We start from the raw sequence: 21,939 nt of genomic DNA, 5'->3' as shown, positions 1-21,939 counted from the left end.
CCGCCGTTTCCGTGGAAGAACCTATGAAAAGCGCAGAAATCCGTGAAGCCTTCCTTCGCTTCTTCGAAGAGCAGGGACATACCCGAGTCGCCTCCAGTTCGCTGATCCCGAACAACGACCCGACCCTGCTGTTCACCAATGCCGGCATGAACCAGTTCAAGGACTGCTTCCTCGGCGCGGAGAAGCGTGCCTACACCCGTGCCGTGAGCAGCCAGAAGTGCGTGCGTGCCGGCGGCAAGCACAACGACCTGGAAAACGTCGGCTACACCGCGCGTCACCACACCTTCTTCGAGATGCTGGGCAACTTCAGCTTCGGTGACTATTTCAAGCGCGACGCGATCACCTTCGCCTGGACCTTCCTGACCTCCGACCAGTGGCTGAACCTGCCGAAGGAAAAGCTCTGGGTCACCGTCTACGCCAGCGACGACGAAGCCTACGACATCTGGACCAAGGAAGTCGGCGTGCCGGCCGAGCGCATGGTGCGCATCGGTGACAACAAAGGCGCCCCGTACGCCTCCGACAACTTCTGGACCATGGGCGACACCGGCCCGTGCGGCCCGTGCACCGAGATCTTCTACGACCACGGCGCCGACATCTGGGGCGGCCCACCCGGCTCGCCGGAAGAAGACGGCGACCGTTACATCGAGATCTGGAACAACGTCTTCATGCAGTTCAACCGCACCGCCGATGGCGTGCTGCACCCGCTGCCAGCGCCGTCGGTGGACACCGGCATGGGCCTGGAGCGCATCAGTGCGGTCATGCAGCATGTGCACTCGAACTATGAAATCGACCTGTTCCAGAACCTGCTGTCCGCTGCTGCCAAGGCCATCGGCTGCAGCAACGACGGCCAGGCTTCGCTGAAAGTGGTCGCCGACCACATCCGTTCCTGCGGCTTCCTGATTGCCGACGGCGTGCTGCCGTCCAACGAAGGCCGCGGCTACGTGCTGCGCCGCATCATTCGTCGCGCCTGCCGCCACGGCAACAAGCTGGGCGCCAAGGGCAGCTTCTTCTACCAGATCGTCGCCGCCCTGGCGGCCGAGATGGGCGAGGCCTTCCCTGAGCTCAAGAGCCAGCAGGCGCACATCGAGCGCGTGCTCAAGGCTGAAGAAGAGCAGTTCGCCAAGACCCTCGAGCAGGGCCTGCGCATCCTCGAGCAGGACCTGGCCCAGCTCAAGGGCAACGTGGTACCTGGTGACGTGGTGTTCAAGCTGTACGACACCTATGGCTTCCCCATGGACCTGACCGCCGACATCGCCCGCGAGCGCGAGCTGACCATCGACGAGGCCGGCTTCGAGCGCGAGATGGACGCCCAGCGTGAGCGTGCACGTTCCGCCAGCGCCTTCGGCATGGACTACAACAGCCTGGTCAAGGTCGACACCGCGACCGACTTCCTCGGCTACGAGGCCACCGAAGGCCAGGGCAAGATCATCGCCCTGTACAAGGATGGCCAGTCGGTCGACCAGCTGGGTGAAGGTGAAGAGGGCGTCGTGGTGCTCGACCGCACGCCGTTCTACGCCGAATCCGGTGGCCAGGTCGGCGACAGCGGCTACCTGCAGGCCGGCGCTGCGCGCTTCGACGTGCGCGACACCACCAAGACTGGCGGCGCCTTCCTGCACCACGGCGTGGTGGCCAGCGGTGCGCTGGTCATCGGCTCGCCGGTCGAAGCCAAGGTCGATGCCCAGGTGCAGCACGCCACCTCGCTGAACCACTCCGCCACCCACCTGCTGCACGAAGCGCTGCGCCAGGTACTGGGCGACCACGTGCAGCAGAAGGGCTCGCTGGTCGACAGCCAGCGCCTGCGTTTCGACTTCAGCCACTTCGAAGCGGTGAAGCCGGAGCAGATCAAGGCGCTGGAAGACATCGTCAACCGCGAAGTGCGCAAGAACACCCCGGTGGAAACCGAAATCACCGATATCGAAACCGCCAAGCGCAAGGGCGCCATGGCCCTGTTCGGCGAGAAGTACGGTGACACCGTGCGCGTGCTGAGCATGGGCGGCGATTTCTCCGTCGAGCTGTGCGGCGGTATCCACGCCAAGCGCACCGGCGATATCAGCCTGTTCAAGATCATCAGCGAAGGCGGCGTGGCCTCGGGCGTGCGCCGTATCGAAGCGGTCACCGGCGAAGCGGCGCTGGCCTACCTGAACGCTGCCGAAGAGCAGGTCAAGGAAGCGGCGCAACTGGTCAAGGGCAACCGTGACAACCTGATCGACAAGCTGTCGGCGGTGCTCGAGCGCAACCGTCAGCTGGAGAAGCAGCTGGAACAGCTGCAGGCCAAGGCCGCCAGCGCCGCCGGGGATGATCTCTCCAACGCGGCCGTTGAGGTCAAAGGTGCCAAGGTGCTTGCCGCCCGCCTCGACGGGCAGGATGGCAAGGCGCTGCTGGCGCTGGTCGATCAGCTGAAGAACAAGCTCGGCCACGCAGTGATCCTGCTGGGCAGCGAGCATGAGGGCAAGGTCGTGCTGGTGGCCGGCGTGACCAAGGACCTCTCCAGCCAACTCAAGGCTGGCGACCTGATGAAACAAGCCGCAGCAACAGTGGGTGGCAAGGGCGGTGGCCGTCCGGACATGGCCCAGGGTGGTGGCGTCGACGTCGCTGCGCTGGACCAGGCCCTGGCGCTGGCCGTGCCGTTCGCAGAGCAGGGACTTTGAGATGACGGGGCGGCGGTCTAGTCGCCGCCCCGTCATGTTGGATGGTTTTTTTGGGGCCCTGTATGGGCTGAGGCACCATTGAAATGGCGTTGATCGTACAGAAATTTGGCGGCACCTCTGTCGGTTCCATCGAGCGGATCGAGCAGGTTGCCGACAAGGTCAAGAAACACCGTGAGGCGGGCGACGACCTGGTGGTCGTGCTGTCGGCCATGAGCGGCGAAACCAACCGCCTGATCGACCTGGCCAAGCAGATTACCGACCAGCCGGTTCCGCGCGAGCTGGATGTGATCGTGTCCACCGGCGAGCAGGTCACCATTGCCCTGCTGGCCATGGCCCTGATCAAGCGTGGCGTGCCGGCGGTGTCCTACACCGGCAACCAGGTGCGCATTCTCACCGACAGCTCGCACAACAAGGCGCGCATCCTGCAGATCGACGACCAGAAGATTCGCGCCGACCTCAAGGCCGGGCGCGTGGTGGTGGTGGCAGGTTTCCAGGGCGTCGACGAGCACGGCAGCATCACCACCCTCGGCCGAGGTGGCTCCGACACCACCGGCGTGGCCCTGGCGGCCGCGCTCAAGGCTGACGAGTGCCAGATCTACACCGACGTCGATGGCGTCTACACCACCGACCCGCGTGTCGTGCCCCAGGCGCGCCGCCTGGAGAAGATCACCTTCGAAGAGATGCTGGAAATGGCCAGCCTCGGCTCCAAGGTGCTGCAGATCCGTTCGGTGGAGTTCGCCGGCAAGTACAACGTTCCGCTGCGCGTGCTGCACAGCTTCAAGGAGGGTCCGGGTACCCTCATTACCATTGATGAAGAGGAATCCATGGAACAGCCGATCATTTCCGGTATCGCCTTCAACCGTGATGAAGCCAAGCTGACCATTCGTGGCGTGCCGGACACCCCGGGCGTTGCTTTCAAGATCCTCGGCCCGATCAGCGCGTCGAACATCGAAGTGGACATGATCGTGCAGAACGTTTCGCACGATAACACCACCGACTTCACCTTCACCGTGCACCGCAACGAGTACGAGAAGGCCCACGCCGTGCTGGAAAACACCGCGCGCGAGATCGGTGCCCGTGAAGTGAGTGGCGACATCAACATCGCCAAGGTGTCGATCGTCGGCGTTGGCATGCGCTCCCACGCAGGCGTTGCCAGCCGCATGTTCGAAGCCCTGGCCAAGGAGAGCATCAACATCCAGATGATCTCCACCTCCGAGATCAAGGTTTCGGTCGTGATCGAAGAGAAGTACCTGGAGCTGGCCGTTCGTGCGCTGCACACCGCGTTCGAGCTTGACGCTCCGGCCCGACAGGGCGAGTAAGGCCTTGCCAGAAGGGCGCGGCTAAGCCGCGCCCTTCGCGTTTCTGGCTGCCGCGCAGGCCCTGTCCTGCCGGCGTGGTGGCCAACCGGGCCTGGTGCTGTCGTCCGCAGCCGTGGCCCGTCATTCCAAGACTGTTATCCCTGAATGTTTTGCGTAAGGAGAAAGCTATGTTGATTCTGACTCGTCGGTGCGCCGAGAGCCTGATCATTGGAGACGGCGAGATCACCGTGACGGTGCTTGGCGTCAAAGGCAACCAGGTGCGTATCGGCGTCAGCGCGCCCAAGGAAGTGGCCGTTCACCGCGAGGAAATCTACCTGCGGATCAAGAAAGAGAAGGATGAAGAGCCAAGCCTTTAATTTTTTTGAAGTTTTTTTCAAAAAAAGGGTTGCAAACGAGGAAGAGCCTGTTTAATATTCGCCTCGTGTTGCGGTGAGGTGGCCGAGTGGCCGAAGGCGCTCCCCTGCTAAGGGAGTATACCTCATAAGGGTATCGGGGGTTCGAATCCCCCCTTCACCGCCATTATTCGCTTAGGGCGCTGTAAACGGTAAGAACGCTAAGTCGTTGAAGTTAAACGAAAAAGTTCTTGCAAAAATGTTTCAGCGAACTATTATGCGCGGCAAGACACGGACTCATAGCTCAGCTGGATAGAGTACTCGGCTACGAACCGAGCGGTCGCAGGTTCGAATCCTGCTGAGTCCGCCATTTTTGAAGTGGTTTTGCTTGCAAGGCTGCTTCAAACCAACCAGTGGTAACCTGGTCTAAAACTACCAACCACGGACTCATAGCTCAGCTGGATAGAGTACTCGGCTACGAACCGAGCGGTCGCAGGTTCGAATCCTGCTGAGTCCGCCACTTTTGAAGTGGTTTTGCTTGCAAAGGCACTTCAACCCACCAGTGGTAATCTGGTCTAAAACTACCAACCACGGACTCATAGCTCAGCTGGATAGAGTACTCGGCTACGAACCGAGCGGTCGCAGGTTCGAATCCTGCTGAGTCCGCCACTTTTGAAGTGGCTTTGCTTGCAAAGGCATTTCAACCCACCAGTGGTAACCTGGTCTAAAACTACCAACCACGGACTCATAGCTCAGCTGGATAGAGTACTCGGCTACGAACCGAGCGGTCGCAGGTTCGAATCCTGCTGAGTCCGCCATACATCAAGAAGCCCGCTCATTTGAGCGGGCTTTTTGTTTTCTGTTTTCACTGAATTCTCGGTGATGCCTGACTAGACTGCAAAGTAACCGGCCCAGCACTCTTTTGTGCGGCAGATGTGTTCTTTGCTTGGCACCCTGCGTCGCACTGTTGGCTTCGAGCGTTGTCCTAGCTTTATCGCGCAAACGATTGTTCTGGCCAAAATTTTAAGCGATCTGACAGCTTAGGCAGTGTATGATTGCGCCCGTCAGCCCCGCCGGGGCTTGTGGAATCCCACCATGGACTTACCCAGTAGTTACTCCTTAACAAGTTTTATACAGATTGATCTGACCGATTGATTCTCCCGGCGTGCTCCGCTGCTGGGAGTGGAGTTCGCCTATGACTGAAGTAGAAGTAAAGAAAGCTCAAGAGAGCCTGCAGGATCGCCTGGCCCAGGTGGTCGAACTGTTGCAGCGCCAGCGCGTGGTAGAGGACCTGACCCACCGTCAGGAAGGTCATCACCATGACCGGGTGGAAAGCCTCGTCCACCGTCAGAATCTCGTCGAGCTGCAGCGCAAGCTCGATGACCTGCACCCTGCAGACGTCGCCTACATCCTCGAAGCCTTGCCCCTGGAAGACCGCCTGACGGTCTGGCAGCTGGTGCGCTCGGATCGCGACGGCGACATCCTCCTCGAAGTATCCGACGCCGTCCGCCAATCGCTGATCGCCGACATGGACGATCACGAAATCCTCGCTGCGGCGAAGGAAATGGACGCCGACGAACTGGCCGACCTGGCGCCCGAGCTGCCGCGTGACGTCGTTCACGAGCTGATGGAGAGCCTCGATGCCCAGCAGCGCGAGCGCGTGCGCTCGGCGTTGAGCTACGACGAGGAGCAGATCGGTGCGCTGATGGACTTCGAGATGGTCACCATCCGCGAAGATGTCAGCCTCGAAGTGGTGCTGCGCTACCTGCGCCGCCTGAAGGAGTTGCCCAACCACACCGACAAGCTGTTCGTGGTCGACTACGACGGCATCCTCAAGGGTGTGCTGCCGATCAAGCGCCTGCTGGTCAACGACCCGGAGAAGAAGGTAGCGGAGGTCATGGCGACCGACCCGGTATCCTTCCACCCCGAGGAAGATGCCTACGACGCGGCTCAGGCTTTCGAGCGTTACGACCTGGTATCGGCGCCGGTGGTAGACAAGAGCGACCGCTTGATCGGCCGCCTGACCATCGATGAAATGGTCGACCTGATTCGTGAGGAGAGCGAAAGCGAAGTCCTCAACATGGCCGGCCTGCGCGAAGAAGAAGACATCTTCGCCTCGGTCTGGCGTTCGCTGCGCAACCGTTGGGCCTGGCTTGCCATCAACCTGATTACCGCCTTTGTGGCATCACGCGTGATTGGCCTGTTCGAGGGCTCGATCGAGAAGCTGGTGGCATTGGCAGCCTTGATGCCGATCGTTGCCGGTATCGGCGGCAACTCCGGTAACCAGACCATCACCATGATCGTTCGCGCCATGGCGCTGGACCAGGTGTCGCCGGGCAATACCAGCCGCCTGATGCGCAAGGAGCTGGCGGTATCGCTGCTCAATGGCCTGATCTGGGGTGGGGTGATCGGTGCGGTGGCGTTCTGGTTGTATGGCAGTTGGTCGCTGGGCCTGGTGATGACTGCGGCGATGACCTTGAACCTGCTGCTGGCAGCCTTCATGGGCGTGTTGATCCCGATGACCCTGACCCGCCTGGGCCGCGACCCGGCGATGGGCTCGAGCGTGATGATCACGGCCGTGACCGACAGTGGCGGCTTCTTCATCTTCCTGGGCCTGGCCACCATCTTCTTGCTGTAACCCCATGGGCGCCGGCTTGCCGGCGACAAGGCCGCGAAAGACCCATAAAAAAAGCCAGCTTGCGCTGGCTTTTTTGTGCTCGCTACACGCCTCAGGAGGCGTCGGCGGCCATTTCCACGTCGTGAGCGATGAGGGCCACCAATGCGTTTTGCTGTCGGTGGGAGAGCTGGCGGAAGCGCTGCAGCAGCTCACGCTCGTGCAGCGACAGCTCAGGGCTGTCCAGGCGCATGCTCAGCTCGTCGCCCAGCGCGCCTTCCTGGATAAGGCTCTGCTCCAGGCGCGCGATGATCTCGGAGTTCATGCTGCGGTGATGGTTGCGCGCTACCTCGGCAATGCGCTCACGCATTCCGTCTGGCAGGCGGACGACGAACTTGTCAGCGGTGCGGCTCGAATAAATAGCCTGTTTCATTGGGCGCATATAAATTGACCGGTTTTTGGTTCAGGGGGAAGCGGTTCTCAAATTGGCCGCACGGGATGGTGGTACGACCGTGGCGACGACAAAATGTTCAACCGTCAGATAAATTTGGTGCTCATCTTGCCTCATGGTCGCCGTTTCCTTGGCGTCAATTCTGTGACAAATAGTGAGCCGGATACAGGCTTTTTGCCAGTACCAATTATCAGAAATGAGTACTGGTTTGAAAAGTTTTACATCATCCGCCCAGCCATCGCGTCAGCCCTTTGCCGTCAAAAACCCGTAAAACGCAGCAAAGGGTAGGGAAAACACCTAAAATGCCCGGGTTTCCTTTCATAGAGCATAGTGGCTATGCAACATGACGCAAGCGTCCAAGGTGAAGCCTCAGGCCGCCTGATATTTCTGATAGGACCCTCCGGTTCAGGGAAAGATTCCCTGATTGATGCAGCGCGTGCGCAGCTGGCTGCGGCGGGGGTGGAAATTGCCCGCCGGGTCATCACCCGCTCTGCCGAAGCCAAGGGTGAAGACGCCCATGGCGTTACCCCCGAGCGCTTCGAAACGATGCGTGCGGCGGGCGACTTTGCCATGCACTGGCGCGCCAACGGGCTGGACTACGGCATTCCGGCGCAGGTGGACCAGTGGCTGGCGCAAGGGCGCCCGGTACTGGTCAACGGCTCGCGTGCCTATCTGCCCCAGGCGCGCCTGCGCTACCCCGATTTGCTGGCCGTGTGCCTGGTGGTAAAGCCGCAGGTACTGCGTGAGCGCCTGCTCGCCAGAGGGCGAGAAACCCTGCAGGAGATCGACCAGCGCCTGGCGCGCAACGCCGGCATGCAGCTTGATGGCGATGCCCCCATGCACCTGCTGGACAACTCGGGGGCGCTGGATGCGGCGGTGGCCGCGTTGCTCGCCTTGTTGCGCGCGGAAAAGCTGATCGGGTGAGGGGCGGAAAAAAGCTACGGGCAAAAAGCCCGATTGAGGCTGACAAACGGCAGCGTGCTGGTTAACATGCTTGCCGTCCAGCCGCGCAGCATTCGTTGCCGGTTCTTGTGTCTCAGTAGCTCAATTGGATAGAGCATCCCCCTCCTAAGGGGAAGGTTGGCAGTTCGAACCTGCCCTGGGACGCCATGCATTCAAGCCCTGCGCCACCAACGCCACCATGGCTCGCTCCGCAAGCCATGGCGTGATTCGGCCTTCGGCTACTTGCAGTTCCCCGCCTTGCGATACCCCGCCGCCTGCGCCTGCGCTTCACTGTCGAACGCTACCTGGTTCTTCTGTGCCACCTGGCTGTACCCCGGGCAGCCGTTGGCCAGGTGGTACACGTGGCTATTGCGGTTGCCGATGATTGCCCCCTCGGTCACAGCGCTGGCCAGGGTCGGCTGGGGTACAGGTTTGGCTGGCGTTTTCGGGCCTGGAGCGGTGGCTACGTCAGAAGCGCCGGCAGGCTTGTAGCCGAGTGTCCAGGTGCGCTCGCCGCTGACGAACGGGTTGGAGTGCCCCATGATCCGGGCGATGCGCTGGTCACGTTGCTTTTCCCAGGCAGACACCGGGTGCTGCTTGTCCCAGGCCATCAGCAGCTGTTGCTGCTGGCGCGACATGCTCAACTGGTAGCGGTCGAACATGTAGAACGTGGTGCGCGCCACCAGGCCCTTCACTTCATCGCGCGGTTCTGCGGCTTTCTGCTGGAAATCGACCTTGGTGGTGCACTGGCCGTATTGCGGGGCGACGCCCGAGACCATGCCGTAGTTGAAGTTGCTGCGGTCGCCGTTCACTTCGCCCACGGAAGGGTAGAGGTTGAACAGGTCGGCTTCCATGGCGCGGAAGGTGGGGTCGGTGTCGACGCAATGCTCACGCCCGCCGTTCTGCCAGCACTGGCGTTGGTGGCCGAAGGTCCAGGCCGGCACGATGTGCTCCCACTCGGTGCGTTCGGCGCGGGTCTGCAGCTTGCGGGTCTGGTAACCGCAGGACTTGAGGTCCACGCGGCCGCCGGACTTGCCGACCCAGGTCCACTTGCAGCCACAGTACAGCTCGCCCATGGCGCTGCTGGCCTGGTCGAGGTAGACCTTCTGCTTGGCAACGACCTTGGCTTCGGTGAAGGTCGCGGGCGGGGTGGCAAAGGCGCTGGGAATGGCGGCGAGGGCGAGGGTTACGACGTACAGCAGTTTCTTCATGAGACAACATCATTGGAGGGGTGGGCGCGGGATTATACGGGGAGCCGAGGATGTGGGAAGAAATGCCCTGCAGGCTTCACGCAACGCGCCTACAACGGGGCAGCCAGCCTTGCACTGGCCACCCCATGCGCTCAGGCCTGGCTGGCCTGCAGCGCTTGTTCGCGCTCGTCGATGCCTTGCGCTGGCGCAAGGTCGGTGCCCTGGCGCGCCTGCTCGGCATGCAGCGCCTGCAGCTCCAGCTTGGCCTGGGTTTTCAGCTCGACGTCCTCTTTCATGCGCTGGGCAACCTGCTGGTCGACCTTCATCTGCTGCTCCGGCGGCAAGGCGTCGTACTCATCGGCGGTCATGCCCAGCTCCTGAAGGATCTTTTCCTTGATCTTCTCCTCCGGTGACTTGGCCATGTAGTCGCGGAAGTCCTGCACCGCCGTGCGGGTTTCCTGGGTGCTGGCGCCGGCCTGCTGGCGGGCGGCAAGGTCGGGGTTCTGCAGCATGACCTTGAGCTTGGCAAAGGCTTCGGCGCGGGCATCGTCAGCCTCTTGCTGCGCGGTGCTGCCTTGGCCCTGCTGCTGCGCAGACGCGTTGCTGGCGGCCAGCGGCGCGCGGAACGCCACGCCTTCGGGCTGAGCCTGTTGCGGGTCGATGCGCTGCTGGTGCTGCACGGTGGCCCAGCCCAGGCCATTGAGGGTGATTGCCATGTTCTCCTCCTTGGATGGTACGAAACCCGGTGAGAGGGGCAAAACCCATGCCAGGCACTTTGGGCCAGGAAAGTAGGGCAGTGCATTCATTCTGATGGCAAACTGCTCGGAATATCCTTGCCTGCCAGGGGCACAAGCTTGCCGCCTGCGGCAAACATGAGCGCCGCTTGATCGCAGTGCAGCAGTGGGACATCAGGGAGAGCGTCCATGAGTGAGCAGTCAAGGCCGACACCCGCCGGTTTCAGCGAACAGCAGTTGCACACGCTGTTCGAGTTGATCAGCGATGGCGTCTGGGACTGGCATGTCAACACCGGCTATGTCTATCGCAGCCCTGGCTGGTACGCCATGCTCGGCTATGCCAGCCATTCCATGGCCAATACCTTGCTGACCTGGGAGAGCGTGATCCACCCCGAGGATTATCCACGGGTGATGGCGAGCTTCGAGGCCTACATCCAGCGGCGCAACGAGCGCTACCTCATCGAATACCGCTGCCTGTGCCAGGACGGCAGCTACCTGTGGATCGAGGACACAGGCTCTGTCATCGAACGCAACCAGGACGGCTCGGTGGCACGCATTCTCGGGGCGCACCGCAATATCGACGCCAGCAAGCGCCTGCTGGCCGAGCTGCAGCAGAAGAACCTGTCGCTGGAAACCCTGGTCGCCGAACATACCCGCGAGCTGTCGTGGGTCAACCAGCAGCTGCAACGCCAGCTCGACGAGAACCGTGAACTGGCAGAGCGTGACGCGCTGACCGGCATCGCCAACCGCTACAGCCTCGAGAAGATGCTGCACAAGGCGTGCGAGCGCGCCCAGCGTTTTCACCAGTTGCTCGCTGTGATTGTCATGGATGTTGATGATTTCAAGGCGATCAATGATCGCCATGGTCATGTGCGTGGCGATGCGGCGTTGGTGCAGATCGTCGAAGCGCTGCGTGGCTGCCTGCGCGAACACGACTTGCTGGCCCGTTGGGGCGGTGACGCGTTCGTCGTCGTCTTGCCGCTGGCCTCGTTGCGTGAAGCCCTCGAGAGTGCGGCCAGGCTGCGATGTGCGATAGCGCGCGTCGAGCCGGTGGGGGAGGATGCGCTGACCTTGAGTTATGGGGTAGTGAAGTGGCGGGCGGGAGAGACCCCGCATGAGCTATTGGCGCGGGCGGATGGCGCGTTGTTCCGGGCCAAGGGCGCTGGCAAGAACGCCATCTGCGAATAAAAAAATGCCCGCGGTGCCTGGGCAGGCGCCGCGGGCCAAATCGGCCACAGCCGCTTCAGTGTCAGATATGCAGGGCGTGCCCCAGCGCGCGCAATGCCGCTTCCTGTACTGCCTCACCCAAGGTCGGGTGGGCATGGATGGTGCCAGCCACATCCTCCAGCCGCGCGCCCATCTCCAGGGACTGGGCAAAGGCCGTGGACAGTTCCGAAACCGCCACACCCACCGCCTGCCAGCCCACGATCAGGTGGTTGTCGCGCCGCGCCACCACCCTGACGAAACCGCTTTTCGACTCCAGGCTCATCGCCCGGCCATTGGCGGCGAACGGGAACTGCGCGACGATGCAGTCCAGGCCTTGCTGGCTGGCCTGTTCGGGCGTCTGGCCGACCACCACCACCTCGGGGTCGGTGAAGCACACCGCGGCAATGGCAGCCGGCTCGAAGCGTCGCGCCTTGCCGGCGATGATTTCTGCCACCATCTCGCCTTGCGCCATGGCCCGGTGGGCCAGCATCGGCTCGCCGGCCACGTCGCCGATGGCCCAGACATTGCGCATGCTGGTCTGGCAATGCGAGTCGATGGCAATCGCGGCGCCATTCATCTTCAGGTCCAGGCACTCAAGGTTGAAGCCCTGGGTGCGCGGTCGGCGGCCCACGGCCACCAGCACCTGGTCGGCCTCCAGGCACAACTGCGCGCCCTGGCCATCGCGGGCCAGCAGGCAGCCGTCGCTGTAACCTTCCACGCTGTGCCCCAGGTGCAGGGCGATGCCCAGCTTCTTCAAGGCATCCATCACCGGCGCGGTGAGCTCGCTGTCATAGCTGGGCAGGATGCGCTCGCGCGCTTCCACCACGCTGACCTCGGCGCCCAGCTTGCGGTAGGCGATGCCCAGCTCCAGGCCGATGTAGCCGCCGCCCACCACCACCAGGTGCTTGGGCAAGGCTTTGGGCGCCAGGGCTTCGGTGGAGGAGATGACCGGCCCGCCCAGCGGCAGCATGGGCAGCTCGACGCTGTTCGAGCCGGTGGCCAGCAGCAGGTGTTCGCACTGGATGCGCTGGCCGTCGACCTCGACGTGCTTGCCGTCGAGGATCTTCGCCCAACCGTGGATCACCTTGACCCCATGCTTTTTCAAAAGGGCCGCAACGCCTGTGGTCAGGCGGTCGACGATGCCGTCCTTCCAGGCCACGCTGCGGCTGATGTCCAGGCGCGGCGACGATACGCTGATGCCCAGTTCGGATGCGCCGCTGTAGCGTGAGGTCTGGTGGAACTGCTCGGCCACATGGATCAGCGCCTTGGACGGGATGCAGCCGACGTTCAGGCAGGTGCCGCCCAGGGCCTGGCCCTCGACCAGCACGGTCGGGATGCCCAGCTGCCCGGCGCGGATGGCGGCCACGTAGCCGCCGGGGCCGCCACCGATGATCAGCAGGGTGGTGTCGATAGTCTGGGGCATGCTCACTCCACGAACAGGCAGGCAGGTTGCTCAAGCAGGCCGCGCACGGCCTGGATGAACAGCGCGGCATCCATGCCATCGACCACCCGGTGGTCGAACGAGCTGGACAGGTTCATCATCTTGCGGATCACGATCTGGCCATCGATCACCATCGGCCGCTCGACCATGCGGTTGACGCCGACGATCGCCACCTCCGGGGTGTTGACCACCGGGGTGCTGACGATGCCACCCAGTGCGCCGAGGCTGGTCAGGGTGATGGTCGAGCCGGACAGCTCTTCGCGGCTGGCCTTGTTGTTGCGCGCGGCGTTGGCCAGGCGGGCGATCTCGCTGGCGTTGCCCCACAGGCTGCCGGCTTCGGCATGGCGCAGCACCGGCACCATCAGGCCGTTGTCACCTTGGGTGGCGATGCCCACATGCACCGCGCCGTGGCGGGTGATGACTTGGGCTTCGTCGTCGTAGGTGGCGTTGATCTGCGGGAAGTCGCGCAGGGCCACGACCAGGGCGCGCACCAAAAACGGCAGCAGGGTCAGCTTGCCGCGGCTGTCGCCGTGCTTGCTGTTGAGCTGCTGGCGCAAGGCTTCCAGGGCGGTGACGTCGATTTCCTCGACGTAGCTGAAGTGCGCCACGCGGCGCTTGGCATCCTGCATGCGCTGGGCGATCTTGCGGCGCAGGCCGATCACCTGCACCTGCTCGCTGTCGGTACGCTTGGCATAGCCGCTCGGCGCCTGGCCCGCAGGGCTCTGCGGCTTGCTGATGAAGGCGTCGAGGTCTTCGTGCAGGATGCGCCCGGCCGGGCCGCTGCCATGCACGTAGCGCAGTTCGATGCCGGCATCCAGCGCGCGCTTGCGCACGGCGGGGGAGGCCAGCGGTTTTTCGTCGGCCTGGCGCGGCACGATCGGCGCGGCGCTGTAGGTGGCCGGGGCTGGCTGGCTGGCCAGCGGTTGCGCTTCGACGCGCGGTTGTTCCTTGGCGATTACCGGGGCAGCCTGCGCCTCCACCGGCTTGGCCTGCGGCACATCCACGTGGTTGCCGCTGCCTTCCACCTCGATGCGGATCAGCTCGCTGCCGACCGCCATCACTTCACCGGGCTGGCCACCCAGGGCCAGCACCTTGCCGCTGACCGGCGAGGGGATTTCCACGGTGGCCTTGTCGGTCATGACATCGGCCACCACCTGGTCCTCGGCGATCACATCGCCGACCTTGACGAACCATTCCACCAGCTCGACCTGCGCGATGCCTTCGCCAATGTCCGGCATCTTGATGACGTGCGTGCCCATTCAGACCTCCATGACCCGTTTCAATGCCGCACCTACCCGCGAAGGGCCTGGGAAATACGCCCATTCCTGTGCATGCGGGTAAGGGGTGTCCCAGCCGGTGACGCGCTCGATCGGTGCTTCGAGGTGATGGAAGCAATGCTCCTGCACCAGCGACACCAGTTCGGCACCGAAGCCGCAGGTGCGCGTGGCTTCATGCACCACCACGCAGCGGCCGGTCTTCTTCACCGAGGCGACGATGGTTTCCAGGTCCAGCGGCCACAGGCTGCGCAGGTCGATGACTTCGGCGTCGACGCCGGTTTCCTCGGCAGCCACCTGGGCCACGTAGACCGTGGTGCCGTAGGTCAGCACGGTGACATCGTTGCCGGGGCGGGTGATCGCCGCCTTGTCCAGCGGCACCGTGTAGTAGCCGTCCGGCACCGCGCTTTGCGGGTGCTTGGACCACGGCGTCACCGGGCGGTCGTGGTGGCCGTCGAACGGGCCGTTGTACAGGCGCTTGGGCTCCAGGAAGATCACCGGGTCGTCGCATTCGATCGAGGCGATCAACAGGCCCTTGGCGTCATACGGGTTGGACGGCATCACCGTGCGCAGGCCGCACACCTGGGTGAACATCGCCTCGGGGCTCTGGCTGTGGGTCTGGCCGCCATAGATGCCGCCGCCGCAGGGCATGCGCAGGGTCAGCGGGGAGATGAACTCGCCGGCCGAGCGATAGCGCAGGCGCGCCATTTCCGAGACGATCTGGTCGGAGGCCGGGTAGAAGTAGTCGGCGAACTGGATTTCCACCACCGGCCGCAGGCCGTAGGCGCCCATGCCCACGGCAGTGCCGACGATGCCGCTCTCGGAGATCGGCGCGTCGAACACGCGCGACTTGCCGTACTTGTTCTGCAGGCCTTCGGTGCAGCGGAACACGCCGCCGAAGTAGCCGACGTCCTGGCCGTAGATCACCACGTCGTCGTCGCGCTCGAGCATGACATCCATGGCCGAGCGCAGGGCCTGGATCATGGTCATGGTGGTGGTGGCCATGGCGGTTTCCGGTTTGATGCTGTTGTTGTGGTCGTTCATCTCAAACCCCCAGTTCCTGGCGCTGACGGCGCAGGTGGTCGGGCATCTCCTTGTACACGTCCTCGAACATCGAGGCCGCGCTCGGGATGTGGCCGTTGGCCAAGGTGCCGTACTGTTCGGCCTCCTTCTGCGCGGCGATGACCGCGGCCTCGAACTCGGCGGTGACCGCCTGGTGTTCTTCCTCGGACCACTGGCCGATGTTGATCAGGTGCTGCTTCAGGCGAACGATCGGGTCGCCCAGCGGGAAGTGGCTCCAGTCATCGGCAGGGCGGTACTTGGAGGGGTCGTCGGAGGTCGAGTGCGGGCCTGCGCGGTAGGTGACCCATTCGATCAGGCACGGGCCCAGGCCACGGCGGGCGCGTTCTGCGGCCCAGCGCGAGGCGGCGTACACGGCGACGAAATCGTTGCCGTCCACGCGCAGGGAGGCGATGCCGCAGCCTACGCCACGGGCGGCGAAGGTGGTCGATTCACCGCCGGCGATGGCCTGGAAGGTGGAAATCGCCCACTGGTTGTTGACCACGTTGAGGATCACCGGGGCGCGGTACACGTGGGCGAAGGTAAGGGCGGTGTGGAAGTCCGATTCGGCGGTGGCGCCGTCACCGATCCAGGCCGAGGCGATCTTGGTATCGCCCTTGATTGCCGAGGCCATGGCCCAGCCGACCGCCTGCACGAACTGCGTCGCCAGGTTGCCGCTGATGGTGAAGAAGCCGGCCTCGCGCACCGAATACATGATCGGCAGCTGGCGGCCCTTGAGCGGGTCGCGCTCGTTGGACAGCAGCTGGCAGATCATCTCCACCAGCGACACGTCGCGGGCCATCAGGATGCTCTGCTGGCGGTAGGTGGGGAAGCACATGTCGGTGCGGTTCAGCGCCAGGGCCTGGGCGCTGCCGATGGCTTCCTCGCCCAGGCTCTGCATGTAGAAGGACATTTTCTTCTGGCGCTGGGCAACCACCATGCGGCTGTCGAAGATGCGCGTCTTGAGCATGGCGCGCATGCCTTGGCGCAGGATCTCGGGGTCGATGCCCTCGGCCCAGGGGCCCAGGGCATTGCCGTGCTCGTCGAGCACGCGGACCAGGCTGGAAGACAGGTCGGCGGTGTCGGCGGCATCGACATCGATCGGGGGTTTGCGAACTTGACCCGCATCGTTCAGACGCAGGTAGGAGAAATCGGTCTGGCAGCCTGGCCGGCCGGTGGGCTCGGGCACATGCAAACGCAGGGGGGCGTACTCGTTCATGCTTTTTACGCTCGCTCGGGTGTTGTTTTTGTGAGCTCTGAAGCGGTCGCCGCTGAGTACCGGCTTGTGACTGGTAGGTCAGCGTCAATTACATAGTAGAGACAGCCCGGGAGAATTTTTCTCTCAAGTTGATTGCCTTTGCGAGGCAGTGCAGATAAATATTCTGCATAAACATAAGAAACCGGTGATTTTGTCTCATGCGCAAACTCGATCGTACCGATATCGGCATTCTCAACAGCCTGCAGGACAACGCTCGCATCACCAACGCGGAGCTGGCGCGTTCGGTGAACCTCTCGCCCACGCCGTGCTTCAACCGGGTCAAGGCCATGGAGGAACTGGGCGTGATTCGCCAGCAGGTGACCCTGCTGTCGCCGGAAGTGCTGGGCCTGGATGTCAATGTGTTCATCCATGTCAGCCTGGAGAAACAGGTGGAACAGGCGCTGCATCGCTTCGAGGAAGAGATCGCCGAGCGGCCCGAGGTGATGGAGTGCTACCTGATGACGGGAGACCCGGATTACCTGCTGCGGGTGCTGTTGCCGAGCATCCAGGCGCTGGAGCGGTTTCTCGACTACCTGACGCGCTTGCCGGGGGTGGCCAACATCCGCTCCAGCTTTGCCCTCAAGCAGGTGCGCTACAAGACGGCGTTGCCGCTGCCCGCCAATGGCATGACCTTGCGCGAATAGGGCCAACGCAGGGCGCTTGATATTTTAAACACCGCCAGCCTATGTTGTTGCCAGCCTATAACAACAAGGACAAGCGTCATGACCACCGCCGCCCAACGCCCCCTCGCCGAACGCCTGCAGGGCATCGACCAGATCGAATGCATCACCCCCGACCTCAATGGCGTGCCCCGTGGCAAGGTGATGACCGCCGAGGGTTTTGCCGAAGGCCGGCGCCTGCAGATGGCCCGTGGCGTTTTGCTGCAATGCATCATGGGCGGCTACCCGCCGGCACGCTTCTACGGCAGTGACGATGGCGACCTGGCGCTGGTGGCCGAGCCCACGCAGGTCCACCGCCTGCCCTGGAGCGAAGAGGGCCTGGCCCTGGCCATCTGCGATGCCGTCGAGCTGGATGGCCGCTCCTCGGCCTTGTCCACCCGCGGCCAGCTCAAGGCGGTGATCGCCCGCTACGCCGCCCTTGGCCTGGCACCGGTGGTGGCGACCGAGCTCGAGTTCTTCGTCTTCGCCCCCAACAGCGACCCGCAGCAGCCCTTCCAGCCGCCTTTGGGCAAGGACGGGCGCCGCGAGCTCGGCCACTCGGCCTTCAGCGTCAGCTCCAACAATGGCCTGCGCCCGTTCTTCCAGGAGGTGTACCAGTGCATGGCGGCGCTGGGCCTGCCGCGCGATACCTTCATGCACGAGATGGGCGTCAGCCAGTTCGAGATCAACCTGCTGCACGGCGACCCATTGCTGCTGGCCGACCAGACGTTCCTGTTCAAGCACCTGCTCAAGGAAGTGGCGCTCAAGCACGGCCTGATCGTGGTGTGCATGGCCAAGCCGCTGGCGCATACGCCTGGCAGCTCCATGCACATCCACCAGAGCCTGGTCGAGATTGCCAGCGGGCGTAACGTGTTCAGTGACGAGCAAGGCCAGCCGACCGATACCTTCCACCACTTCATCGGTGGCCTGCAGGCGTGCATGGCCGACTTCACCGCGCTGTTCGCGCCCAACGTCAACTCCTACCAGCGCCTGTGCCACCCCTATGCTTCGCCGAACAATGCCTGTTGGTCGCACGACAACCGTGCCGCCGGCCTGCGCATTCCGGCCAGCGCCCCCGTGGCACGGCGCGTGGAAAACCGCTTGCCCGGCGCCGACGCCAACCCCTATCTGGCCATCGCCGCCAGCCTTGCCGCCGGCCTGCACGGCATCGAGCAGCGCCTGCAGCCGGCACCGGCCATCCAGGGTGAGTTCGAAGTGCCGCCGGCCTTGAGCCTGCCGTGCACGCTGCACGCGGCGCTGGAGCGCCTGAAGGCCAGCAGCCTGGCGCGGGAACTGTTCGGCAGCGAGTTCATCGAAGGTTACGTTGCCAGCAAGACCCTGGAGCTGACCGACTTCTTCGACGAAATCACGCCGTGGGAGCGGCGGGTTCTGGCGGCGCAGGCCTGATCGCGACACAACCACCACTGGATGCGCCGCAGGCCAAGTATTTCGTTTAAGGGGGCCTGCGCCGCGGCGCATTTGCTTTTATGCTTGCCAAGGCCAACGCCACCTGACCAGGGAGCCCGAGGGGACGTATGCGAAACATCTGGAAGCCCTTTCAGTCGCTGTATTTCGCTGCCTTGATGATGCTGATCGGCTCGGGCCTGCTCAGTACCTACCTGGCCCTGCGCCTGGCGGCCGATCACGTCGACAGCTTGTGGGTCGGCGCCTTGATGGCAGCCAACTACTTTGGCCTGGCCGTGGGCGGCAAGGTCGGCCACCGCCTGATCGGCCGGGTCGGGCACATCCGCGCCTATGCCACCTGCGCCGGTATCGTCGGCGCGGCGGTGCTCGGCCATGGCCTGACCAGCTGGCTGCCAGCCTGGGTCGGGCTGCGGATGATCGTGGGCCTTGGGATGATGTGCCAGTACATGGTCATCGAAAGCTGGCTCAACGAGCAGGCCGACGCCAAGCACCGCGGCGCGGTGTTCAGCGGCTACATGATCGCCTCCTACCTGGGGCTGGTGCTTGGCCAGCTGATCCTGGTGGTGCACCCAGAGCTTGGCCCGGAGCTGCTGATGCTGGTGGCCATGTGCTTCGCCCTGTGCCTGGTGCCGGTGGCGATGACCCGGCGCATTCACCCGGCGCCCTTGCGCCCGGCGCCGATGGAGCCGAAGTTCTTCATCAAGCGGGTGCCGCAGTCGCTGAGCACGGTGCTGGGCTCGGGGTTGATCGTCGGCTCGTTCTACGGCCTGGCGCCGCTGTATGCCTCGAGCCAAGGGCTGTCTACCGAGCAGATCGGTCTGTTCATGGGCTGTTGTATCTTCGCCGGGCTGGTGGTGCAGTGGCCGCTGGGCTGGTTGTCCGACCGTTACGACCGGGCGGTGCTGATCCGCAGCGTGGCGGTGGGGCTGGCACTGGCTGCGGCGCCGCTGGCGATCCTGCCCAGCGTGCCGCTGGAGTTGCTGTTTGGCGTCGGCTTCGTGATTTCTTTGCTGCAGTTCTGCCTGTACCCATTGGCGGTGGCGTTTTCCAATGACCATGTGGAGAGCGAGCGGCGGGTTTCGCTGACGGCCATGCTGCTGGTCACCTATGGCGTGGGGGCGTGCATCGGGCCGCTGGCGGCGGGGGTGCTGATGAAGGTGCTGGGCCCGCAGATGCTCTATGCCTTCTTCGTGTTCTTCGCGTTGGTGCTGGTGTGGCGCATTCGGCCCAAAGCGGTTACCGGCCTGCACCAGGTGCAGGATGCGCCGCTGGGGCACGTGGCGATGCCGGCGGCGGGTTCGCCCTTGTCGGCCGCGCTCGACCCACGGGTGGATGAGCAGACCGTGCAGGATGTGATGCAGGCGCCGGTGGCGGCCGAGGATACCGAGGTGGAAGAGAAGGCTGAGCAACCTGCCGAGCCCGAGACGGAGCGCCCCCTGTAGGAGCGGCCTCGTGTCGCGAAAGGGCTGCGTAGCAGCCCCAGCAATGTAAGCGGCGCAAGCGGAGCAGGGGGCCGCTTTGCGGCCCTTTCGCGACACAAGGCCGCTCCTACAGGTCCGTGCCTTTGTTGAAGGAAAACGAAAACGCCACCCGATGGGTGGCGTTCTTGCATCCGGCAACCAATCAATAATCGTCTTTATCGAACCGCCGCGCTTCACGCTGCAGCTGGTACACGAAGCTTTCGATCTTGCGCTGCGCCTGGCCACTGAGGTTGTGGAAGCGCACGCCGGCGAAGGTGGTGTTGATCCGCTCTTCATGGTGCAGGTGGCGCAGCTCGACCATGGTGTCCACCAGGCCCAGCGGGTTGCCTGCCTTGAAGCGCTCGTACACCTGGCCCAGTTGCAGGCGGTCTTCGACATTGCCTTCAAAGCGCAACTTGCAGCCGGTGGCGGAGATGTCCAGCAGCTTGCCGCGCAGGGCGCCATTGCCCTTGAGGTGGGTGCCATCGAGCATGACATCGACCAGTTGCGACAGCTTCAGCGCAGCGCGAAAGGCGTTGCGGCGCTGGTGGTAGGTCATTTCGAGGGGCAGCGCGCCGCGGTACGAGCGGTGGCCGTCGACCTCGGTGATCTTCAGTTGATGGTCGCACTCCCAGGCGATGCGCACACCGTCATGGAAGCCTTCGACGCGGAACGCTTCACCGTTCTCTATGAATTTTTCGCCATCGCGCGGGATCATTTCGTCCAGCGCCAGGGTGTTGCTCTCACGGTCCACGTGCACCACGTAGCTCTGGAACCGCTGGCTGCGCTCGTGGAAGGTGATGATCAAGGGATCATGGCTCTCCTGCAGCTGGCGCAGGTTGGCGGCGATCTCCAGAGGAGTGTTCAGCACCTTTGGCGGCTGCGGAGCGTCGGTTTCATTGAACACGGGTTATCAATCTCCAGGCAAAAACGGCACACGCAAGTAACGGCATTTTGCCAGTATGTTCCGTGCCTTGATACAAATAATCAAACTTGGCTGAGCGCCCGTGGCTTGGCCAGTGGCGAGGTGGCGCCACGGCTGTCGTAGAGCGACGGAGAGTCGCCGCCCATGAGGATTCTGATCTGGTTGGCCGTGACGTGCTGTTGCACCTGGATGATCCGGCCGTTGGTCTCGTTGACCTTCTGGCAGGTGTCCATCAGCTGGGTCAGCACGTTGAGCTGCTGCATGATCAATGCGCCGTTGTCCGACTGTGCAGCCAGCGCCTCTACCCCGGCGCGGTCGGCGCTCAGGCCGAGGCTGGTGAGCAGGTGGTTGCGGCGCAGGCCTTGCTGCTCGAGCAGGACGATCAGCGACTGCTTGCGGGCGAGGATGCCCTCCAGCGGCGCCAGGTCCCGACTGTGCAGGGCTACGGACTCTCTTTGCAGGAGGTCGAGCAGCTCCTCGGTCGGGGCGATGTCGTCTTCGATCAGTTGCAGCAAAGTGATGTCGTGCATGGCTAACTCTTGGCTTTTAAAGCGTCCGTGAAGTCAGCGCGCCAAACGGTCAGCGCTGGGCTTCGAAATCGAGCAGTTTGCTGGCGACCCGGCCGGCATCGACCTTGTAGCTGCCGTCGGCGATGGCCTGCTTCAACTGCGCCACGCGGGCGTTGTCGACAACGGGCTGGTCGCGCAGCTTGTCGCTGATCTTCTGCAACTGCTGGGCCTCTTGGCTGAGGTGTACCGCTTCTCCGCTGGCGCTGGTGCCGGCTGGCGCTGCAGCCGGTTCACCGGCCTTCTCGGCAGTGCCCGGTGCGGCAGTGCCGCGAACGCCGCCCGTGACGGACGGAGAGTTATTCAAACGACTGAAGTCGATGACCATGATCAGAAACCTCTGGGTATTTGGACGCTTGCCTTGTTTTCGGCCAACCCGAAAGAAACTTTAGGCACAAATGCATAGCCGCCTATCGGCAAGCCCGCGAACCCGTTT

The 21,939-nt window shown here is 63.4% G+C and carries 19 protein-coding genes and 6 tRNA genes; 15 read left to right on the top strand and 10 right to left on the bottom strand.

Annotated elements, in window-relative coordinates; genetic code table 11:
- Window positions 1-23: 23 nt before the first annotated feature.
- From alaS to mgtE, 9 genes are all read left to right on the top strand, one after another.
- Window positions 24-2,648 (top strand): alanine--tRNA ligase, encoded by a 2,625-nt coding sequence (alaS, locus tag L6D75_RS07775; RefSeq protein ID WP_176515769.1) that lies wholly within the window; start codon window positions 24-26, stop codon window positions 2,646-2,648.
- Between the two features lie 83 nt (window positions 2,649-2,731).
- Complete coding sequence (locus L6D75_RS07770) at window positions 2,732-3,967, top strand: aspartate kinase (protein ID WP_176515771.1); 1,236 nt, start codon at window positions 2,732-2,734, stop codon at window positions 3,965-3,967.
- Window positions 3,968-4,134: 167 nt separating this feature from the next.
- Window positions 4,135-4,323, top strand: a complete 189-nt coding sequence (gene csrA, locus L6D75_RS07765; RefSeq protein ID WP_003254503.1) for a carbon storage regulator CsrA — start codon at window positions 4,135-4,137, stop codon at window positions 4,321-4,323.
- A gap of 72 nt (window positions 4,324-4,395) precedes the next feature.
- A tRNA-Ser gene (locus L6D75_RS07760) sits at window positions 4,396-4,486 on the top strand.
- A 106-nt stretch (window positions 4,487-4,592) separates the two neighbouring features.
- Window positions 4,593-4,669 (top strand) — tRNA-Arg (locus L6D75_RS07755).
- A gap of 73 nt (window positions 4,670-4,742) precedes the next feature.
- A tRNA-Arg gene (locus L6D75_RS07750) sits at window positions 4,743-4,819 on the top strand.
- Between the two features lie 72 nt (window positions 4,820-4,891).
- A tRNA-Arg gene (locus tag L6D75_RS07745) sits at window positions 4,892-4,968 on the top strand.
- A 72-nt stretch (window positions 4,969-5,040) separates the two neighbouring features.
- Window positions 5,041-5,117, top strand: a tRNA-Arg gene (locus L6D75_RS07740).
- Between the two features lie 377 nt (window positions 5,118-5,494).
- Entirely contained in the window at window positions 5,495-6,937 is a 1,443-nt protein-coding gene (mgtE, locus tag L6D75_RS07735) for a magnesium transporter (RefSeq protein ID WP_176515773.1), read from the top strand.
- Between the two features lie 91 nt (window positions 6,938-7,028).
- On the opposite strand, the gene L6D75_RS07730 is transcribed toward mgtE, so the two are convergent.
- Window positions 7,029-7,355: an Arc family DNA-binding protein gene (locus L6D75_RS07730; RefSeq protein WP_003254499.1), complete on the bottom strand. Its 327-nt coding sequence runs from the start codon at window positions 7,353-7,355 to the stop codon at window positions 7,029-7,031.
- Window positions 7,356-7,700: 345 nt separating this feature from the next.
- Between L6D75_RS07730 and phnN the strand changes: the two genes are divergently transcribed.
- Both phnN and L6D75_RS07715 read left to right on the top strand, forming a co-directional pair.
- Window positions 7,701-8,288 (top strand): phosphonate metabolism protein/1,5-bisphosphokinase (PRPP-forming) PhnN, encoded by a 588-nt coding sequence (gene phnN / locus L6D75_RS07720; RefSeq protein ID WP_176515775.1) that lies wholly within the window; start codon window positions 7,701-7,703, stop codon window positions 8,286-8,288.
- A gap of 109 nt (window positions 8,289-8,397) precedes the next feature.
- A tRNA-Arg gene (locus L6D75_RS07715) sits at window positions 8,398-8,474 on the top strand.
- 71 nt (window positions 8,475-8,545) lie between these two features.
- On the opposite strand, the gene L6D75_RS07710 is transcribed toward L6D75_RS07715, so the two are convergent.
- A complete protein-coding gene (locus L6D75_RS07710) occupies window positions 8,546-9,517 on the bottom strand; it encodes an endonuclease (protein ID WP_176515777.1) in 972 nt (323 codons plus the stop codon).
- Window positions 9,518-9,648: 131 nt separating this feature from the next.
- Window positions 9,649-10,212 carry a hypothetical protein gene (locus tag L6D75_RS07705; RefSeq protein WP_176515779.1) on the bottom strand — a complete coding sequence of 188 codons (564 nt, stop codon included), beginning with the start codon at window positions 10,210-10,212 and terminating at the stop codon, window positions 9,649-9,651.
- A gap of 207 nt (window positions 10,213-10,419) precedes the next feature.
- Between L6D75_RS07705 and L6D75_RS07700 the strand changes: the two genes are divergently transcribed.
- Window positions 10,420-11,418, top strand: a complete 999-nt coding sequence (locus L6D75_RS07700) for a sensor domain-containing diguanylate cyclase (protein ID WP_176515781.1) — start codon at window positions 10,420-10,422, stop codon at window positions 11,416-11,418.
- A gap of 61 nt (window positions 11,419-11,479) precedes the next feature.
- Here the strand turns inward: L6D75_RS07700 and lpdA are convergent, their stop codons facing one another.
- The 4 genes from lpdA to L6D75_RS07680 are packed head-to-tail and all read right to left on the bottom strand — an operon-like array spanning window position 11,480 to window position 16,429.
- Window positions 11,480-12,859 (bottom strand): dihydrolipoyl dehydrogenase, encoded by a 1,380-nt coding sequence (gene lpdA, locus L6D75_RS07695; RefSeq protein ID WP_176515783.1) that lies wholly within the window; start codon window positions 12,857-12,859, stop codon window positions 11,480-11,482.
- Between the two features lie 2 nt (window positions 12,860-12,861).
- Complete coding sequence (locus L6D75_RS07690) at window positions 12,862-14,136, bottom strand: dihydrolipoamide acetyltransferase family protein (RefSeq protein WP_176515784.1); 1,275 nt, start codon at window positions 14,134-14,136, stop codon at window positions 12,862-12,864.
- Entirely contained in the window at window positions 14,137-15,195 is a 1,059-nt protein-coding gene (locus L6D75_RS07685; RefSeq protein ID WP_176515786.1) for an alpha-ketoacid dehydrogenase subunit beta, read from the bottom strand.
- Between the two features lies 1 nt (window position 15,196).
- Window positions 15,197-16,429, bottom strand: coding sequence for a 3-methyl-2-oxobutanoate dehydrogenase (2-methylpropanoyl-transferring) subunit alpha (locus tag L6D75_RS07680; RefSeq protein WP_176515788.1), 1,233 nt, complete (start codon window positions 16,427-16,429; stop codon window positions 15,197-15,199).
- Window positions 16,430-16,626: 197 nt separating this feature from the next.
- Here L6D75_RS07680 and bkdR point away from each other — a divergent pair, with 197 nt between their 5' ends.
- The 3 genes from bkdR (at window position 16,627) to L6D75_RS07665 (ending at window position 19,994) form a co-directional block, all read left to right on the top strand.
- A complete protein-coding gene (gene bkdR / locus L6D75_RS07675) occupies window positions 16,627-17,112 on the top strand; it encodes a Bkd operon transcriptional regulator BkdR (protein WP_008098689.1) in 486 nt (161 codons plus the stop codon).
- A gap of 180 nt (window positions 17,113-17,292) precedes the next feature.
- Complete coding sequence (locus L6D75_RS07670; protein ID WP_176515816.1) at window positions 17,293-18,534, top strand: glutamine synthetase family protein; 1,242 nt, start codon at window positions 17,293-17,295, stop codon at window positions 18,532-18,534.
- Between the two features lie 128 nt (window positions 18,535-18,662).
- Window positions 18,663-19,994, top strand: coding sequence for an MFS transporter (locus L6D75_RS07665; RefSeq protein WP_176515790.1), 1,332 nt, complete (start codon window positions 18,663-18,665; stop codon window positions 19,992-19,994).
- Between the two features lie 181 nt (window positions 19,995-20,175).
- On the opposite strand, the gene L6D75_RS07660 is transcribed toward L6D75_RS07665, so the two are convergent.
- The 3 genes from L6D75_RS07660 to flgM form a co-directional block, all read right to left on the bottom strand.
- On the bottom strand, window positions 20,176-20,919 hold the full coding sequence (locus L6D75_RS07660) for a flagellar brake protein (RefSeq protein WP_176515792.1): 744 nt from the start codon (window positions 20,917-20,919) through the stop codon (window positions 20,176-20,178).
- Window positions 20,920-20,999: 80 nt separating this feature from the next.
- Window positions 21,000-21,467 (bottom strand): flagella synthesis protein FlgN, encoded by a 468-nt coding sequence (locus L6D75_RS07655; protein ID WP_176515794.1) that lies wholly within the window; start codon window positions 21,465-21,467, stop codon window positions 21,000-21,002.
- A 49-nt stretch (window positions 21,468-21,516) separates the two neighbouring features.
- Window positions 21,517-21,831, bottom strand: coding sequence for a flagellar biosynthesis anti-sigma factor FlgM (gene flgM, locus L6D75_RS07650; RefSeq protein WP_176515796.1), 315 nt, complete (start codon window positions 21,829-21,831; stop codon window positions 21,517-21,519).
- Window positions 21,832-21,939 lie beyond the last annotated feature (108 nt).

The organism is Pseudomonas faucium, assembly GCF_021602585.1.
Lineage (GTDB): Bacteria > Pseudomonadota > Gammaproteobacteria > Pseudomonadales > Pseudomonadaceae > Aquipseudomonas > Aquipseudomonas faucium.
The sequence above is the reverse complement of the archived record's forward strand: the minus strand, read 5'-3'. Positions and strand labels throughout refer to the sequence as shown.